The organism is Heyndrickxia ginsengihumi (assembly GCF_011008565.1).
Classification (GTDB): Bacteria; Bacillota; Bacilli; order Bacillales; family Bacillaceae_C; genus Weizmannia; species Weizmannia ginsengihumi.
On the sequence record NZ_JAAIWK010000005.1, the window covers coordinates 172,541 to 191,371 of the forward strand.

Below are 18,831 nucleotides of genomic sequence, written 5' to 3' on the forward strand. Positions count from 1 at the left end.
CTATATCTTTCACTTAATATCCGTTTTTTTTCTCTTTTTTTGGAAATAATGGTTTAAATAATCTTAATATTTTATTTACGACTTCTTCATCATAACTAAGTCAAACCTACACACAATAACATTAATATACACATTAAGGGTTAGCTACTATCAAGGGTGCTTGTTCGACAATATTTGTCAATGATTGCAAATATATAGACGAAGATAAAACATTTTTGATTATTGGCATGTTGAACAAGCAATCAATTTTCGTTTGAGGTGATACAGTTGTGAGTGCTGAAAAGGTCATGAAATTATATAAGCAGTATTCAAATACGGCATCAACTAGCATTTCTATTCCTGATCATGCAGAGCATTACCTTTATTTGAAACGAGGTTTTGATCTTGTCGTTTCAATAATTGGCATCATTGTTGCACTGCCAATTATACTTATATGCTCGCTACTTATTATGATTGAAACACCAGGTTCACCTTTTTATATTCAAGAGCGTGTAGGGAAAAACGGAAAAACATTTAAGCTCATTAAACTAAGATCAATGCGAAAAGATGCAGAGAAAACAGGGGCAAAATGGGCAGAAGCAAATGATCCTCGTATTACAAAAGTAGGAGCGTTTATCCGAAAAACACGAATTGATGAACTGCCGCAATTGTTATCAGTGTTAAAAGGAGATATGTCCATTATTGGTCCACGGCCTGAAAGACCGATGTTTACAGCACAATTTGACCGTGAAATTCCGGGATTTTCAAATCGAATACTTGTAAAGCCAGGATTGACTGGACTTGCTCAAGTAAATGGAGGTTATGATCTGACACCAAAAGAGAAATTGCAATATGATTTGGAATATATAGAACATCTATCTCCACGTCTAGAGATGAAAATCATATTGAAAACTTTTAAAGTCCTACTCACTGGAGAGGGAGCAAGATAAATAATCTTATTTACACGAACATATTATTGAAGTGAAGGGAGCGATGGAAGTGAGGAAAATAACGGTGATTGGAACTGGTTATGTCGGTCTTGTTTCAGGCACTTGCTTTGCAGAAATCGGTCATGAAGTTACATGTTGTGATATTAACGAAGAAAAGATCTCTCTTTTAAGGCAAGGAAATATGCCAATTTACGAACCAGGCTTAAAAGAACTTGTTCATAAAAACGTATCAGAGAAACGTCTTTATTTTACTAGTAATATAGCAAAAGCAATTCAGGCAGCAGATATTATTTATATTGCAGTCGGCACGCCGATGTCACAAACAGGTGAGGCAGATTTAACATTTGTAAAACAAGTGGCAAAAACAATTGGTGAAAATTTAAATGGATATAAAGTAATTGTTACGAAAAGTACTGTACCAGTAGGAACTGGCAGATTAGTGGCTTCACTTATTCGTACGCATTCACAAAGTTCTCAGCCTTTCGATATCGTATCGAATCCAGAATTTTTACGAGAAGGTGTTGCAATTCAAGATACGATGAACATGGAAAGAGCTATCATTGGTGCCTCGAGTGAAAAAGCCTTTCAAATTATTGCAGAGGTGCATAAACCATTCAACACGAAGATTGTGCAAACATCGGTTGAAACAGCTGAAATGATTAAGTATGCCGCGAACGCTTTTTTGGCAACAAAGCTTTCTTTTATAAATGACATTGCCAATATTTGCGAACGTGTAGGTGCAGATGTAACAAAGGTATCTGAAGGGATTGGCCTCGATAAACGAATTGGTCATCAATTTTTACAGGCAGGAGTTGGCTTTGGCGGTTCATGTTTTCCAAAGGATACAGCAGCATTACATCATATCGCAAAAACTTATGGCTACGATTTTAAATTAATTGATGCTGTGATTGAAACAAATTTTAACCAACGTGTCTTTTTTGTCGAGAAGGTTGAAGCTGCACTAGGATCGCTACAAGGAAAAATAATTAGTGTTCTCGGTCTTTCATTTAAACCAAATACAGATGATATGCGATATGCACCATCATTAGATGTTATTCCTTTATTGAGAGAAAAAGGAGCGATAGTCAAGGCTTATGATCCAATAGCAATTGAGGAAGCAAAGAAACATATAGGTTATCAATGTACGTACTTTGAAGATTTGTATGAAACAATTGAAAATGCAGATGCGTGTGTCATTTTAACAGATTGGTCAGAAATTAAAGAACTTGATTTAGTAAAAGTCAAAAGTCTGTTAAGAAAACCAATCATTATTGACGGCCGTAATTTATTTGATCTCAATACGATGCATGAACACGATTTTATGTATGTATCGATTGGCCGACCAGTTGTCCGAACAAAAACACCAATACAAGATGCTATTTAGGGGGATTAGAAATGGAGAAAGTACTTGTCACTGGGGGAGCAGGATTTATTGGATCACACATTGTAGAAGCATTGCAGCAAAATCAATATGAAGTAATTGTTATCGATAATTTTTCAACTGGGCATCATAGAAATATTGCTGATCTTTCCGTTAATGTTCATAAATGTGACATTACTAATCCAGAAGTTATCAATTTAATTGCCTCCATTAAACCGGATTATATTATTCATCAGGCGGCACAAGTAAGTGTTGCAGAATCTGTGCAAAATATTCTGTTTGATGAGCAGGTGAATGTAAAAGGTTCATTACATGTCATTAAAGGGGCCATTCGAGCATCCGTAAAAAAAATAGTGTTCGCATCTTCAGCGGCTGTTTATGGAAATCCAATTGAATTGCCGATTACGACAAAACATCGTACACTTCCGGAATCACCATACGGCTTAACAAAACTAACGGTTGAACATTATTTACAAATGGCGAGTAAGTTTTATCAGTTACCATATGCAATATTACGATATAGCAATGTTTATGGTCCGAGACAAGATGCGAAAGGTGAAGGTGGCGTTGTCTCTATCTTTGCAGATTATATTAGCAACCAGCTTTCTCCAACGATCTTTGGTGATGGAGAACAAACGAGAGATTTTATTTTCGTAAAGGATGTTGCAACTGCAAATGTGAAGGCATTACAGGCAGAGGACAATATTTGTGTGAACGTGTCCTCAGGTAGCACAATCACGATAAATGAGCTATTTACAATCATGAAAAAAGTTGCAAATACAAAGCTTAATGCCACTTATAGTGAAGCACGCTCAGGTGACATACGAGATAGCTGTTTATCTAATGAAGAAACGAAAGCAATACTTGGTTGGAGTCCTTCCGTAAATTTATTTAATGGCTTGTTTGAAACGATTGAATATGCAAGCAAAAGAAATGCATTGGAAAAAATAATTATCTAGAATACTGCTAGATTTTTTCGGAGGGAAAGGCACCTATTGCTTTATGTTGGTGCCTTTTTTAAAACATAGGGAGAAGACAAATGTATGGAAAATAATTTGAATTTGAAACAAATAACAGGGGGGATTTCAGTATTGTCAGCGGTATTTGGTCTAAGTTTGCTATTCATAGGAAGTAAAGTGACATTTTCCCTGTTTGCTGTTATTTGGTTATTAATATTATTATGCCTCTTTATAGCAGTATACCGGCAAAGAGAACAGTTATTCCGAACCATTATGTACATATTAATTGCATCAACTTTTTTGAACCAGTCCATTTTGAGTGTTCACGTTGGATTTTTTACTTTGTTTTTATATCGTTTAATTTTAGTCGGATGTATTGCTATTTTTATTATTGATTTGTTAAAGCAAAGAAGTCTTGCTGATAAATGGGAACGTATAGAAGTTAAAGGTGTATTGTTCTTCTTACTTTTTTGGTTAACATATGGGTTTATCTCTTTACTTTGGGCTAAATCCATTACTGATGGAATAAAATATTTATTTTTATTAGGAATTGGTATTGCCTTTGTCTTTCTATCTGTTTTTGCGTTTACAAAAATTAAGCATTTGCTGTTATTTTACTATATTTGGTTAGGAATGACAGTTGTACTTTTATGCTTAGGTTTAATCAATCACTTTGCACATGTTCAGCTTCCGAGTTCAACATTGTACGGTGGATCGGCTTATAAATTAGGCTACCCGACAGCTGTTTTCACCAACCAGAATGATTTTGCCACATTTCTCACGATATCGTTTTTCTTTTATTTGGCTGTTGTCAAAAATAGTAAAAGTATATCGATGAAAATCGCATCAATCATATTGGCGGTGCTTTCTATTTATATCATTTATTTAACAGAATCTCGTGCGAGCCTGTTGGCCATTATGATTGGTTTAGTTGCTTATGTATGGCTACTTCTGCCATCAACATGGAAAAAAATAACTGGAATTGCTGGAGCAGCACTTGTCCTAATTGGCATGATTGCGATATCAAGTCCATTGCTTCATAAAGTTCATGATATGTATATGCTAGCTGGGCAATACTCTTCTACTGAAAGACTTCCGTCTAATTTAATTCGATTTAATTTGCTCTTAAGTACATTTCACTATATTGCACAATCATATGGATTTGGAGTAGGCGCAGGAAATATTCCCTATTATTTAGAGCATGAGTCAATTTATAATACGAATCAAATCTATGAGGTTCATAATTGGCTGGCAGAAATTATGGGCAATTTCGGTATTTTTATGGTATTCGGCTATATTACCATGTATGCTTGTTTATTTTTCAGTATCTATAGAATGTATCAAGAAAAGAGGAATCGTATCCATAACATGTTGCTTGAAGGTTGTATGGTAGCAATGATTGCTTTCATTGTCTCAAGTATTAGCCCGAGCTCTGTAAGTAATCTTTATTTTCATTGGGTGTTTCTCGGATTTGTGACGGTTACTGTTTCAGTGCTGAGAAATATTGAAAATAGCGTACAAGAAAATCAGCTGCTATTTTATCCCCGTAAAGAATTTTGGAAACAATTATTATAGAGAGTATTCAAAAAATGTCAGAAGAAAATTTAAATAAGGAGTAAGTTATGGATGTTATTCGAAGAATGGCTGAGAGAATAAAGAAATATATCGTTATCGTTATTGCTATTCCAGTTCTTTTAGGTATCATTGGCTGGCTTTTGCCAGTCGGAAAAGAAATTTCAGCTTATACAGCAGAAAGCATGATTTCATTAGGGGATTATGGAAATGCTGATATGAATGAGCCGAGTCAAGTCATTACGTTATTATCGAATCCGGCATTTTACGAGAAGTATACCCCGACTTTATGGGAAAAGTATCAGGAAGAATTATTAAAAAATTTCCATGTTGCGCTGGAAAAGGATAAGATTGTGCAGTTGTCGATGACAGGTACCTCTCAAGCTGACACGGTAAAAGCTGTAAATGATATTACAAATGCATTTTTAAAATTGGATGATCACTATTATAAGCAGAAAGAATCAATCATTTTAAACTCCATTCAGACTTTAAAAGATGAAAAAGTAAGTGACGACACAAAAGTTAGTCAACAAAAATTCATATATAAATTAGAAACGGAGAAACTAGCTATAAAGCCTGCCACGCTTTTGCAGTCTGCTAACGATGAAGCTAATACAAGCGCTGGCAATACTACTTTTTCATCAAAGGATCGGGCAGTTTTAGGTGTTTTATTAGGCATTACGGTTGTATTTTTTGCACTTGTGTTTCCTGAATTTGTCCGCAGGTCTTAAAAAAGAATAGGAGGATTTTCTATGATACAACAACATCCGCTTGTTACAGTGATTACACCTTCTTATAACTCAAGTAAAACAATTAAAAATGCGGTTCGTTCTGTTCAACAACAAACATTTCGTAATTGGGAAATGATTATTGTTGATGATTGCTCTAATGACGATACGAGAGAACTGCTTGAAGCAATTGAGCAGTCAGATGAAAGAATCCGTGTTCATTGTTTACAAGAAAATGGTGGGGCTGCCATTGCTCGTAATATAGGACTCCATCAAGCAAAAGGAAGATATGTTGCTTTTCTTGACAGCGATGATTGTTGGAAACCCGAAAAGTTGGAAAAACAGCTTGAATTTATGCAAAAAAATCATTATGCTTTTACATTCACGAGCTATGAGTTGATCGATAAAGATGGTACGTATTTAAAGAAAGTGGTGCCTGCCCCCCGGACAATCACTTATAATTATTTATTAAAAAATACGATTGTTGGTACGTTAACGGTTATGATTGACCTTGAGCAAGTAGGGGCGGTACAAATGCCTAATATTCGAACACGTCAGGATTTTGCAACATGGCTTGCAATTTTAAAACAAGGGTTTGTTGCATATGGGTTAAATGAGGTACTGGCTGAATACCGTGTCGGTAGTGAACATTCCATATCGAAAAATAAGTGGAAAGCTGCAAGACAAAATTGGTTCGTTTATCGACAAATTGAAAAATTAAATTGGATGAAAGCCTCTTGGTGTTTTTGCCATTATGCTGCAAATGCGGTGTTAAAGAGAATATAACTGTAAAAAAAGGGTGGAAATATGAAAAATATACACGTAATTGTTGCAACAGGTGAATGGAATCAGGATCAATTGCGCTATCGCCGGCATCGTTTAGCTGAATTTCTCCAAAACGAGCCAGATACGGAAGAAGTCATCTGGCTTTGTCCAACGCCGTATCAAAGGGAAGAGTATTTTGCACAATTGGAAAATGGAATAAAACAGTGGACGGTTCAAGACATTTTCCCGCAAAAGATCTTTCGTTTTGGCCGCTATATCGACGGTTTTTATAAGCAAAAATTAAAGCCGTTTCTTGCCTATTTAACGAATGTAAAGCAAAGCCATAAGCTTTATTTATGGTATACGTATCCTGGCTTCCCATTGCTTGCTAATACATTATCCTGGGACAAGGTTATCTATGATTGTAGTGATTTATGGGCCTCCCCTATTAGCGGAAAACATTCGATGGTATCGCAATTAAGACGAAAAATCATTGCGAAAGCTGAAGAACGGATTATTCATGATGCGAACGAAATCTTTTGTACATCTGATTATTTGCATGATCAAATTGAACAAAAGTTAGGACAAAAGGATGCGTCCCATGTTTATACATATGAAAATGGTGTTGAATTTAGCCTGTTTACGAAACAATTAAAAGCAAATGATGTATTGCCAAAAGATTTCAATGGTACAGTGTTTGGCTTCATTGGCGGTATTAAGCCTAAACTAGATTTCCAGCTTATTCAAAAAGTTGCACGGCAAAAACGCAATTGGCTGTTTTTATTTGTTGGCCCAGATGGAACAAAACATGATCCAGATTTTCAGAGTCTTTTAAATGAGCAAAATGTGATGTGGATTGGCAGTGTTCCACCAGAGGAAGTACCTAAATATATGAACATCATTGACATTGGTATTATGCCATACAAATCCTCGCCATATAACGAGGCAGTCTTTCCGCTTAAATTGTTCGAATTTCTTGCTGCTGGGAAGCCTGTTATCGGTGTTCATCTGCCGTCAACGAAAAAATACGCTAAAAAAGGTGTGTATTCATATTTAGAAACAAATGATCCGCAAAGTTTTATACGCGAAGGGAAACAGCTTTCTCAATTTATGGATCAAACCCAATATATGAAAGATCGTATTCAGCTAGCGAAAACAAAAAATTGGAATAATATTTTTGAACAAATGATTCAGCATGTTTGATAGAGATTAGACATAGTATTTACTATGTCTGATCTTTTTTACTATACAAATTTTTATGGGAATTACTATATGGAAATATGAAAAATCGGTAGGAATTCATTTAATTTGTGATAAGATAGAACTAGAAAATTTGAATACATAGGAGGAAAACATGACTGTAAATTGGAATGCTACATATGAAAAATGGAATCGTTTTAATGAGCTAGATCCAGCATTAAAACAGCAATTAAATGATCTTGCTGGCAATGAAAAAGAGTTGGAAGATCGTTTTTATAAAAGCTTAGAATTCGGTACAGGAGGGATGCGCGGAGAGCTAGGTGTTGGAACGAACCGCATGAATATTTATATGGTTCGTAAAGCATCTGAAGGATTGGCGCAATTCATTGAAGAGCAGGGAAAAGAAGCAAAAGTCCGTGGCGTGGCGATTGCTTATGATTCTAGACATCAATCACCTGAGTTTGCCCTTGAAGTTGCAAAGACAGTTGGCAAACACGGGATTCAAGCTTATTTATTTGATTCCTTGCACCCAACACCATTACTTTCATTTGCTGTCCGTTATTTACATGCTTTTGCAGGAGTTGTTATTACTGCAAGTCATAATCCGAAAGAATATAACGGTTATAAAGTATATGGTGAAGATGGTGGACAACTTCCTCCCGAAGCAGCGGATCAACTAATTGATTACGTAAATCGTATTGAAAATGAATTGACCATTGAAGTGGGAGAAGAATCGGAATTAGTTAATAGTGGTTTGTTAGTGTACATCGGAGAAAAAGTGGACAAAGCATACCAAAATCAATTAATAAAACTTCAACAGAATAAGGAAGTAATCGATTCTGTAAAGGATTCATTCCATATTGTTTATACGCCATTGCACGGTACAGGAAATTTGCCTGTAAGGGAAGGACTTAAAAACTTTGGTTTTGAAAATGTTACAGTTGTAAAAGAGCAAGAACTTCCAGACCCTAATTTTTCAACTGTTTCTTCTCCAAATCCAGAGGAACATGCTGCATTTGAAATTGCGATGAAATATGGAAAAGAAATTGATGCTGATTTGCTTCTAGGTACGGACCCAGATACAGATCGTCTAGGTGTCGTTGCGAAAAACAAAGACGGTGAATATCAAGTTTTAACAGGGAACCAAACAGGCGCATTATTGCTTCACTATTTATTAACTCAGAAGAAGCAACAAGGCACTCTTCCTGATAATGGAATTGTGATTAAAACAATTGTAACTTCTGAAATTGGCCGAGATATTGCAAAATCTTTCGGTATTCCAACGCTTGATACACTAACTGGTTTTAAATTTATCGGCGAAAAAATTAAAGAATACGAACAAAGTGGAGAATATACCTTCTTATTTGGTTATGAGGAAAGCTATGGTTATTTGATCGGAGACTTTGTTCGTGATAAAGATGCAGTTCAATCGGCTGTTCTAGCTGCAGAAGTTGCTGCCTATTATAAGGCACAAGGCAAAACATTGTATGATGGCTTACTTGATATTTTTGCAGAATATGGTTACTACAAAGAATCTTTATCTTCACTTACTTTAAAAGGTAAAGAAGGATCAGAAAAAATTGCTGAAATTTTAGCGAGATTCCGTGCTAATCCATTAAAACAAGTTGCTGGTGCTAATGTAGTAGCAATTGAAGACTATCAATCACAAATCAGGACGAATGTTCAAACGGGAGAAACTTCACCGATTGACTTGCCAATATCAAATGTATTGAAATTCTTCTTAGAAGATGGTTCATGGTTCTGCATGCGCCCATCTGGAACAGAGCCAAAAGCAAAATTCTATTTCGGTGTAAAAGCAGCTTCCTTAGAAGAAAGCGAAAAATGGAACCAACAATTACAAGAAGAAGTTATGAGTATAGTAAATAAGATGATTTAACAAAAGGTGCCTGACCCCTTTATTGCAATAAAGGGGTCAGGCACCTTTTAGGGGGTTATTGATGAAGAAGGCTGTTCTGTCTATATGTATTCTACTTTGTTTCGTGTTTATGGGCATCATGTTTGATTTTTCAAATACACCATATAAACAGCAAGACATTAAACCTTTATTAGCACAATATATGCATTTAAATGCTTACTCACTGCCGCATGTACAATTTCATTATGATGGTACATTAGTTACATCTACGATGCCGTATGATTTTATAGAATTTTTTATTCGCAAGGCGAGCCACGTCACTGAATATACGATTTTAACGTTATTATTTCTTATTACCTTTAGCTGTACATCTATTTCATTACGCAAGGCTGTTCCGATTGCGATGATCCTATCATTTTTATATGCTTGTCTCGATGAATGGCATCAATCTTTTGTTCCAGATCGAACAGGGCATATTATCGATGTTGTGACATTTGATAGCTTTGGTATTATTATAGGGACACTGTTATTTGGAATCGGTCGATCTATCTATACAAGAAAGAAACGCAAGCAGCTTTCTATTGAAAAACGTCAATCAGTAGCAGAGTAATTGATTAATAGAAAAGCAATCTCCTATAACTTTTTAGTGGAGGTTGCTTTTTGTTATGTTGATGGGAGCGGAAGGTGCGAGGCTCCTGTCGGAAAAGCGGGATAGTGGAGACTATGCAGTGTTTAGTGCCGAGGAGCTCAGTGTGCCCTCCCGCGGAAAGCAAGCATGATGCCTTATATAAGCAGCTTGCATATTAGACGCTCAATTCGCTAATGCTTCTAAAAGTAAATCTGCAATATGAACGGCACGCATACGATTAGACTGGTTGTTTCGTTCAATGCCAAGTTTCATTTCTAATAAACATCCAGGATTAGCGGTAACGATTGTTGTAGCGTTTGTATCTTTTACTTTTTCCATCTTATGGTCTAAAATTTGCATGGCCATTTTTGATTCAACAATATTATAAACACCGGCCGATCCACAGCATGTATCAGCGCCTTCCATTTCCTTAAAATGAATCCCTTTTATCCCTTGAAGCAATATTCGTGGTTCTTTAAATGTGTGCATGACATTGCGCAAATGACAAGAGTCTTGATAGGTAATCGTTTGTTCTGGCAGCCGTAAAATATGAGTCTCATGAAAATGAAGATCAACGAGTATTGCAGAAATATCTTTTAGCTTGGAAACAAAGGACTGTGCCCGTTCAGCCCATACTGGATCATCTTTTAAAATATGATGATATTCAATTAAAAAAGCACCACAGCCGCCTGCATTTGTAATAATATAATCAGCATTTGCTTGTTCAAAGGCTTCAATATTTTGTTTTGCCATTTCAATTGCTTTTTTCATTTCCCCGCTATGGCCATGAAGCGCTCCACAACAAAGCTGGTTTTCAGGAATAACAACGTCACAACCAGCCTTTTGTAGCAATGTAATCGTTGCTTGGTTCGTTTTAAAAAACATCGTATCCATTAAACAGCCAGCAAAAAGAGCGACAGTGGCCTTTTTTTCTCCTTCATGTTCAAAGAAGCGAGGACGTTGCTTAATTTCTTTTCGTGTTGGGATCTCTGGCAGCACTTTTTCCATTGTTGCCATGCTTTCAGGGAAAAGATCAATAAATCCAATTTTGCGGGCAATTTTTGATAAACCCGAGCGTCGGTACAAACCAATTAGTCCTGTTACAGTTTCCATCCTATTTTGATGTGGAAACAGTCCGTGGAAGACACTTTTACGCAACGCCTGAACGGGCAATGACTGTTTTTTATGTTCCTGTAAAATATCCCGGGCTTCTTCGAGTAACTGGCCATATTTTACGCCTGAAGGGCAGACAGGTTCGCATGCTCGGCATCCGAGACAAAGATCAAGCGAATGTTCGACCTCTTCATCGGCATCAAGAATCCCATCTGTTATCGCTTTCATAATTGCAATTCTGCCTCGGGGTGAATATTTTTCCTGTCCGCCTGTTTCGATATATGTCGGGCATGATGGCAAACAAAAACCACAGCGCATACAATTGAGTAGTTCGTTATAATCCATTCTTTCTTGAAACTGCTGTTGAATTTCTTTGCTTTTAGTTGTGGTGATCATTGTATATTCGCCATCCTTTCTCGGGTTTTCTCTGCAAACAGCTTCCCAGGATTCATAATATTGTTTGGGTCAATGGCCTGTTTAATGCCCTTCATCACATCAATCCCGGCTTTTCCAAGCTTCCACTCAAGATAAGGAGCTTTCATAATGCCAACTCCGTGCTCACCTGTTATGGTTCCACCAAGTTTCAACGCCTTCTCGAATATTTCTGCAAAAGCATCTTCTACCCGTTCCATTTCTTCCTCATTGCGAACATCTGTCAAACAAGTGGGGTGTAAATTTCCGTCGCCAGCATGCCCAAATGTTGAGATTTTCACATTATACTTTTTAGCAATATCGGCAATGGCTTTTACCATAGTAGCAATTTCTGAACGAGGTACTGTTGCGTCCTCTAATATTGTCGTTGGTTTAAGTCGGGCTAATGCACTGAGAGCTGCTCTCCGGGCTGTCGTTAATTTTTCAGCTTCCTCATTGGAGGCAGCGACCTGAACATCAATTGCTTGCTGTTGCCGGCAAATTTCTGAAATCCTCTTAATATCTCTTTCTACTATTTCTTCAGGACCATCTTGTTCAATGAGTAAAATAGCTTCAACATCCGTAGGTAGACCAATCTTTGCAAAATCTTCAACAGCATTAAGCGTCGATTTATCTAGAAACTCTAAAGTAGTCGGGATCATTTTATTTGCAATGATGGATGATACTGTTTGTCCAGCTGCTTCAATAACTTGATATAAGGCAAGAATTGTCTTCTTAGCTTCCGGTTTTGGAATCAATTTTAAAGTGGCTTCCGTAATAATCCCTAATGTACCTTCTGAACCAACAAATAGACTTGTTAAATCGTATCCAGCAACATCTTTTGTTAGTTTGCCGCCAGTGCGAATTATTTCACCATTAGGCAAAACAACTTGCAGCCCCATAACATAGTCACCAGTCACCCCGTATTTTAGACCACGTAGTCCTCCAGAGTTTTCGCTAATATTACCGCCAATAGTTGAAATTTTCATTGAGCTTGGATCAGGTGGATAAAAAAGATCGATTTTTTCCACTGCATCACAAATTTCCTTCGTAATGACACCGGGCTGTACAGTGATTGTTAAGTTTTCTTTATCAATCTCAAGAATTTGATTTAAATGCTTGAATAATAAAACGACACCGCCTTGAAGTGGGCAAGTATCCCCGCATAAATTTGTTCCTGATCCGCGGGCGACAATAGGTATTTTTGTTTCGTTACATAAACGAACGACAGCAGCGACTTCATCAACATTGCGGGGGGCAACGACAATGTCTGGAAGCGCTTGAAATTTTGGCGTCGCATCGTATGAATACACAGTCCGTCCACTATTAGAATCATCAACATTATCTGTTCCAACAATAGCCTTCAATTGTTCTTTAAATTCCTTTGATATCATAATTTCCCTCCGTTCTATTATTGTTAATTTTATTATAGGAAAGAAAGAATCATGAATCTATGGATGTTTATATAAAAATATCAGCATATGTAGCTAGTTTTTTGTCTGTTCATCTAAAAATAACCATGCTAAATAAAGGACAACACGATCCTTCATCATTTTCGTATTTAATCGTGTTAATTGCTCTAATTTACCTAAGCGATAATGGAGCGTATTAATATGGATATGCATTTGTTCAGCAGTTTGTTTATAAGAAAATTCGTTTGTGCATAACATGTGCAACGTTTTTAAAATATCTTCGTGATCTAAAATCGGTGCAATTGTTCGCTTGATAAATTGTTGTTTCGTCTCCGTATGCAAATCTTCGATAATCATTTCCAATATTAGTTCTTCATCAAACATAATCGGTTTATGAGCACTTGTCGCATGCAAAGCCCTTTCAGCTTGTTGAAATGACAATACGAGTTGATGAGCAGGCTGGACAGAGCCAACGCCCGCCATTGGCAGATGGCCTGTATGTATTTGAATTTGATCGCACCATTGTTTAACAAGCTTTTTTAAATTGCGTCTATAAATGGATGTATCAACAATAATAAGAAGATGATCATTGCCCCAGCGAACAATAACGTCATCTTCATCAAACGATAAAACGTTTATTAAATCCCTGAATGTCTTACTATTTATATTATCTTCAGGATTTGAAAGGTGTAGTAAAACAGCTTGACGGTAATGATGTAAATTGATATTTAAAATTTTAGCCTTGTTAAAAAATTCATCATTCCAATCGCGTTTTGTAATCCATTCGAAGACAAATCCTTCAAGTGTACGGGTTTGAAAATCTAATTGGTCTTGATAAAAGCTTTCCTGAATGAGTAGTTCTGTCATTTTTTTCATTAGTTGTCCGTAAGGTGAAATTTTTTCAGGATGCCCTGTGATGCCAATTACACCAATGACATTATGCTGAAAAAAGATTGGCAAATTAATACCATCGCGCACATGGCGCCATTGGCTCGCAATTTCTTTTGTAATAATAAACTCCTTTTTTTGCCGGATTGCGATACGTGCGCCTTCATGTATGCAGCCAATTCGTTCTCCGTCTGTGCTTGCAATAATCACGCCATCAGAGTTGATGACAATGATACTTTCATCGAGCAGCATGCGCACTTCATTGACAATTTTTTGTGCCAGCTGTGGGTCTAGCATCATATACATTCACCTTCTATCGTATTTGTATTACTTCCATTATAACGTGTCGATTTAAATTCTAAAAAGAGGGGAAGAATATTTGTTAAGAGGGGAGTAGGGGGGAATTCAAGCATGATAAAAAAAGAGGCTGCCACAAGGACAACCTCTTTTTAATAGGATTAATAGTGAATAACCCAAATTGTACCATAAACGACAACTAAAGCGATGATGATACTGTATATAATGTTTGCAACGTTGACTTTTCCGTTCTCACCTTCAGTGATATGCATGAACATGAATAATTGCAATCCTGCTTGAAGGAAGGCAAGAATTCCGATGAACCACATAATCACGTTTCTAGGAAGATTTGTATGAAGTGCAACAATCATTGCAAGAAACGTCAAAACGAGTGACAAAATCAATCCAATAATATGACCGATAGGATATTTTGAATGATGCATTACTTAATCATCCCTCCTAGATAAACGAATGTGAAGATGAAGATCCAAATAACATCAAGGAAATGCCAGTAAATACTAATAATAAAGAACTTCCTTGCTGTTGAATGAGTAAGTCCTCTAGTTAAAAGTTGGATGATTAATCCAATTCCCCAAAGGATACCGAAACTTACGTGTCCTCCGTGTGTTCCAAGAAGAACAAAGAAGGCTGATAAGAAGGCACTCGTTTGAATAGTTGCGCCATCGTGAACGTAAGAAACGAATTCTGTTACTTCAAAAAAGATAAATCCAGCACCTAAAAGAAGTGTAATAATGAACCAAAATAGTAAAGCATTTTTCTTGCCGTTACGCATAGAGAAAACTGCAAGGCCACAAGTGAAACTACTTACTAATAGAAGGATTGTTTCAATCATGACACCTTTTAGTTCAAAAAGCTCGTGCTGAGTTGGACCGTTTGCTACTTGATGATGGAGTGTAAAGTAAGTTCCAAATAAAGTAGCAAAAAGTGTAATTTCAGCTGCAAGTAGTACCCAAAATCCAAATATCTTTAAGCGATCTTCTTCTGTCTGATATTCGAGTGGTAATGATGTATCTACGTGTTCGCTCATCGTTTTACCCCCTCTGCTGCTTTTTCAATACGAATGATTTCTTCTACTGGAATATGATGACCTTTATCAGGATCAAATGATCTCCAAGCAAGTGTTGCGATAACACCAACAGCTCCGATAATCGCTAGCCACCACCATGACCAAACTAATCCAAAACCGAGTAGTCCGAAGAATACAGCTGAAATAATCGGCATTGCTGTATTGTTTGGCATATGGATTGGTTTATAGTCAGTTTCTTCGAAAATACGTGTACCATTTTCTTTATGCTCTGCCCAAGCATCAAGTGAACTAACAATTGGTTGTTTTGCAAAGTTATATTCTGGAATAGGTGTATGAGTTGCCCAGTCCAGGTTACGACCATCCCATGGATCGCCAGTAACGTCACGTACACCATGTTTCACACTGTAAATAATGTTCCAAACAAGTACTAAGAAACCAAGACCCATAATGTAAGCACCGACAGTAGAAGTAAAGTTCCATCCTGTCCAGCCAAGTCCTGCTTCATAAGTATACATACGACGAGTCATTCCGTCTAATCCAACGAAGAATTGCGGAATGAAGCAAAGGTTGAAACCAATCATCCAAATCCAGAAAGTAGCTTTTCCTAGTTTTTCGTTTAACATATAGCCAAACATTTTTGGATAGTAGTAGTGTAGACCAGCAAAACAAGCGTATGCTACAGCAGGTATTAATGTGTAATGGAAATGGGCGATTAAGAAATAGCTGTTATGATATTGATAGTCGGCTGCTGCCATTGCCAACATAACACCTGTAACCCCACCGATTAAGAATGTTGGGATAAACGCTAGTGACCAAAGCATTGGAGTCGTAAGCCGCACTCTACCTTTGTACATTGTCAGGATTTCATTGAATAATTTCACACCCGTTGGTACAGCAATAATCATTGTTGAAATTGAGAAGAATGAGTTTACTGCTGCTGTGTTCCCCATTGTAAAGAAGTGGTGAACCCATGTGAAATAACTAAAGAACGCAATACCGACCATCGCAACAACCATTGATCCATAACCGAATAGACGTTTTCCAGAGAAAGTTGCGATAACATCTGAGTAAATACCAAGAGATGGTAACAATACAATGTATACTTCAGGGTGACCCCAAATCCAGAAAAGGTTTGCCCATAACATCGGACTACCACCAGCTGAGTTCGTAAAGAAGTGAGCCCCGAAAGTACGGTCAAATGTAACTTCTGCAAGAGCAACTGTTAATACTGGGAACGCAAAGATAATGATGATCATTGTAACTAATACAGACCATACGAAAATTGGCATTTTCATTAATGTCATGCCAGGCGCTCTCATTTTTAAAATCGTTACTAGGAAGTTAATACCTGTAATCATTGATCCGAGACCGGCGATCTGTATACCGAGTGCATAGTAGTTGTTTCCAACACCTTCAGTATATTCTGTACCAGCAAGTGGGAAGTAGTTCGTCCAACCTGCTGTAGGTGAACCACCGATAATAAATGAAATATTGAAGAGCGCGCAACCAGCTGCCATTACCCAGAAACTGAAAGCATTTAGGGCTGGGAATGCAACGTCACGTGCACCAATTTGTAATGGTAATGCTACATTGATAAGACCAAATAAGAAAGGCATAGCCATGAATAAGATCATAACAACACCGTGAGTCGTAAAGATCCCATCGTAATGATTAGCATCAAGTAATTTTTGGTTTGGTAAAGCAAGCTGTGTTCTCATCATTAATGCATCCACACCACCGCGGAATAACATGAGAACCGCTACAACGATGTACATAACACCGATTTTTTTATGGTCAACTGAAGTGAGCCATTCTTTCCATAACCATTTCCATTTTTTGAAATAAGTTAGGCAAAAAATGACAGCGACTGCTCCAATAACCATTCCAGCCTCAGCGGCGTAAATGGCTGGTTCGCCAGTGACAAAAAATTCCTGTTTCACGCTGTTTTCCTCCTATCCTCGTTATTATTAATTACCCATATTCATGTTTGACATATCCATATTTGACATATCGTGGCGACTGTTCTTTTTAGATTGATCTTCTGCACCATAAGAATGTTGCGGAGTTGTATCTATCCATTTAAGATGTGTACCTACATATGTTTGACGACCGACAAGGCCTGAAACTTTTATAAGTTTTTCGTAATCAGATTTTTTCATTTTTGGTGCGGAACCTTTTACATCTTTCACCCAATTGTTAAAGTCAGACTGTTTTTGGGCTTGGACTTCAAAGTCCATATGAGCAAATCCTTCACCATTAAAGTTTGCATTTCTTCCTGTGTAAGAACCAGGATGATCTGCTTGTAAAATCAATTGCATGGTCATATTTGCCATTGTATATTTTTGTCCGCCTAATTCAGGTACCCAGAAAGATGCCATCGTATCAGCTGAAGTTAATTCGAATTTAATTGGTCGATTCGTAGGGATATTTACGTAGTTAACTGTTTCAATCCCTTGTTCAGGATAACTAAAAATCCATTTCCAATCTGCTGATGTAACATAGATTGTAAGTGGTTTTTTGCTCGCTGATTCTTTAGGTACTTTTTCTAAATCAGAGTTTGCTTTAACTGTTGGGATAGCAATTGCAATAATGATAATGATTGGAATAATTGTCCAAATCGTTTCAAGCAATTTATTCCCATGTATTTGTTTTGGTTTGTAGTCAGCAGGTAAATTGGATTCTCTATATTTAAAAACCATATAAAAAAATAGTGCTAGGACGACTACAAAGACGATAGCCATTAAGATCGTAGAGTAAACTATCAGATGATACTGTCTTTCTGCTACAGGACCTTGAGGATTAAGTACTGCAATTTTGCTTGTGCTACATCCGCTTAATAAAAAGAGTGAGGATAATAACAAAAGCATTGTTAATTTCCAAGGTAATTTCCTCAACACACTTTTTCTCTCCTTCCACTTTTGTAAATTTTGTATTAAATTGAATACAATAGGTATATAACCCTTTACCCTTCTCAACATATATTGAACATATGTTGACAATTTATTTTACAATATAAATGATACATTTGGGTCAATTCAATCTAGTATTCACATTTATGTCATCTAAATTTCACAAATGCGTCACATTTTGTTCACAAATTTGTCAAAAAAACGAGAGTTTTATGTCTTTATTTTTACAAATTTTTTGATATAAAAGTAACTTTTTGTGTTTTATTTATGTCGAACGTTATTAAATCAACAAATCAAAAATATTGTTCTATAATATGTAAAAATTAGATGACTAGATAAATGACCTAATATAAAGGATGGGGAAATATGGCTTTAAATATACATACATTCTTACAATTACCATTTTCTCTCAAAATAAAGGATTACTTGATCAATGCACATTTTGTACATAGGAGAGGATAGCGAAGTTTTAGAGAAATCATTGAACTTTTAATGGTACTTCGTTTGAGTGAAAGCCATGTATTTGATATGTAATCAAAGCACGTAGCCATTAAATTGTAATACTTATTAAAAAATGTTGTAAAAGGTCTAATTCATACTTATAAAATGAACTGCCCTCTGTCAAGTAGACAGTGGAAATAATAAAAATGATTTAAGCGGCTTTAGCTCTATATTCCATCGGGCTAAGGCCGTTTAATCGTTTTTGGTATCTTTC

At 36.6% G+C, this 18,831-nt stretch carries 16 protein-coding genes; 9 read left to right on the forward strand and 7 right to left on the reverse strand.

The window, feature by feature from the left end:
* Positions 1-269 precede the first annotated feature (269 nt).
* The 9 genes from G4D61_RS05540 to G4D61_RS05580 all read left to right on the forward strand — a co-directional run bounded on the left by G4D61_RS05540 (position 270) and on the right by G4D61_RS05580 (position 10,020).
* Positions 270-929, forward strand: coding sequence for a sugar transferase (locus G4D61_RS05540; RefSeq protein ID WP_025731154.1), 660 nt, complete (start codon positions 270-272; stop codon positions 927-929).
* 43 nt (positions 930-972) lie between these two features.
* Positions 973-2,313, forward strand: a complete 1,341-nt coding sequence (gene tuaD / locus G4D61_RS05545) for a UDP-glucose 6-dehydrogenase TuaD (protein WP_025731155.1) — start codon at positions 973-975, stop codon at positions 2,311-2,313.
* An 11-nt stretch (positions 2,314-2,324) separates the two neighbouring features.
* Complete coding sequence (locus G4D61_RS05550; protein ID WP_035355867.1) at positions 2,325-3,269, forward strand: NAD-dependent epimerase/dehydratase family protein; 945 nt, start codon at positions 2,325-2,327, stop codon at positions 3,267-3,269.
* Between the two features lie 84 nt (positions 3,270-3,353).
* The gene (gene tuaE, locus G4D61_RS05555; protein ID WP_051476317.1) at positions 3,354-4,844 is read left to right on the forward strand and encodes a teichuronic acid biosynthesis protein TuaE; all 1,491 of its coding nucleotides are present in this window, start codon (positions 3,354-3,356) and stop codon (positions 4,842-4,844) included.
* A gap of 47 nt (positions 4,845-4,891) precedes the next feature.
* Positions 4,892-5,572 carry a hypothetical protein gene (locus G4D61_RS05560; protein WP_163173441.1) on the forward strand — a complete coding sequence of 227 codons (681 nt, stop codon included), beginning with the start codon at positions 4,892-4,894 and terminating at the stop codon, positions 5,570-5,572.
* A gap of 21 nt (positions 5,573-5,593) precedes the next feature.
* Entirely contained in the window at positions 5,594-6,355 is a 762-nt protein-coding gene (gene tuaG / locus G4D61_RS05565) for a teichuronic acid biosynthesis protein TuaG (protein ID WP_035355873.1), read from the forward strand.
* Positions 6,356-6,376: 21 nt separating this feature from the next.
* Positions 6,377-7,537, forward strand: coding sequence for a teichuronic acid biosynthesis protein TuaH (gene tuaH / locus G4D61_RS05570; protein ID WP_025731160.1), 1,161 nt, complete (start codon positions 6,377-6,379; stop codon positions 7,535-7,537).
* A 151-nt stretch (positions 7,538-7,688) separates the two neighbouring features.
* Entirely contained in the window at positions 7,689-9,431 is a 1,743-nt protein-coding gene (locus G4D61_RS05575; RefSeq protein ID WP_035355875.1) for a phospho-sugar mutase, read from the forward strand.
* 61 nt (positions 9,432-9,492) lie between these two features.
* Complete coding sequence (locus tag G4D61_RS05580) at positions 9,493-10,020, forward strand: VanZ family protein (protein ID WP_051476318.1); 528 nt, start codon at positions 9,493-9,495, stop codon at positions 10,018-10,020.
* A gap of 201 nt (positions 10,021-10,221) precedes the next feature.
* On the opposite strand, the gene G4D61_RS05585 is transcribed toward G4D61_RS05580, so the two are convergent.
* The 7 genes from G4D61_RS05585 to qoxA all read right to left on the reverse strand — a co-directional run bounded on the left by G4D61_RS05585 (position 10,222) and on the right by qoxA (position 18,104).
* On the reverse strand, positions 10,222-11,547 hold the full coding sequence (locus G4D61_RS05585; protein ID WP_035355878.1) for a (Fe-S)-binding protein: 1,326 nt from the start codon (positions 11,545-11,547) through the stop codon (positions 10,222-10,224).
* The gene (gene glcD / locus G4D61_RS05590; protein ID WP_035355881.1) at positions 11,544-12,956 is read right to left on the reverse strand and encodes a glycolate oxidase subunit GlcD; all 1,413 of its coding nucleotides are present in this window, start codon (positions 12,954-12,956) and stop codon (positions 11,544-11,546) included. Before glcD ends, G4D61_RS05585 begins: the two co-directional genes overlap by 4 nt.
* Positions 12,957-13,049: 93 nt before the next feature.
* The gene (locus G4D61_RS05595; RefSeq protein WP_052137945.1) at positions 13,050-14,162 is read right to left on the reverse strand and encodes a CdaR family transcriptional regulator; all 1,113 of its coding nucleotides are present in this window, start codon (positions 14,160-14,162) and stop codon (positions 13,050-13,052) included.
* A gap of 158 nt (positions 14,163-14,320) precedes the next feature.
* Positions 14,321-14,602, reverse strand: coding sequence for a cytochrome aa3 quinol oxidase subunit IV (gene qoxD / locus G4D61_RS05600; RefSeq protein ID WP_025731165.1), 282 nt, complete (start codon positions 14,600-14,602; stop codon positions 14,321-14,323).
* Positions 14,602-15,207, reverse strand: coding sequence for a cytochrome aa3 quinol oxidase subunit III (gene qoxC, locus G4D61_RS05605; RefSeq protein ID WP_025731166.1), 606 nt, complete (start codon positions 15,205-15,207; stop codon positions 14,602-14,604). Before qoxC ends, qoxD begins: the two co-directional genes overlap by 1 nt.
* Complete coding sequence (gene qoxB / locus G4D61_RS05610) at positions 15,204-17,147, reverse strand: cytochrome aa3 quinol oxidase subunit I (RefSeq protein ID WP_025731167.1); 1,944 nt, start codon at positions 17,145-17,147, stop codon at positions 15,204-15,206. The genes qoxC and qoxB overlap by 4 nt, the downstream gene beginning before the upstream one ends.
* A 27-nt stretch (positions 17,148-17,174) precedes the next feature.
* A complete protein-coding gene (qoxA, locus tag G4D61_RS05615; RefSeq protein ID WP_269318641.1) occupies positions 17,175-18,104 on the reverse strand; it encodes a cytochrome aa3 quinol oxidase subunit II in 930 nt (309 codons plus the stop codon).
* Between the last annotated feature and the right edge of the window lie 727 nt (positions 18,105-18,831).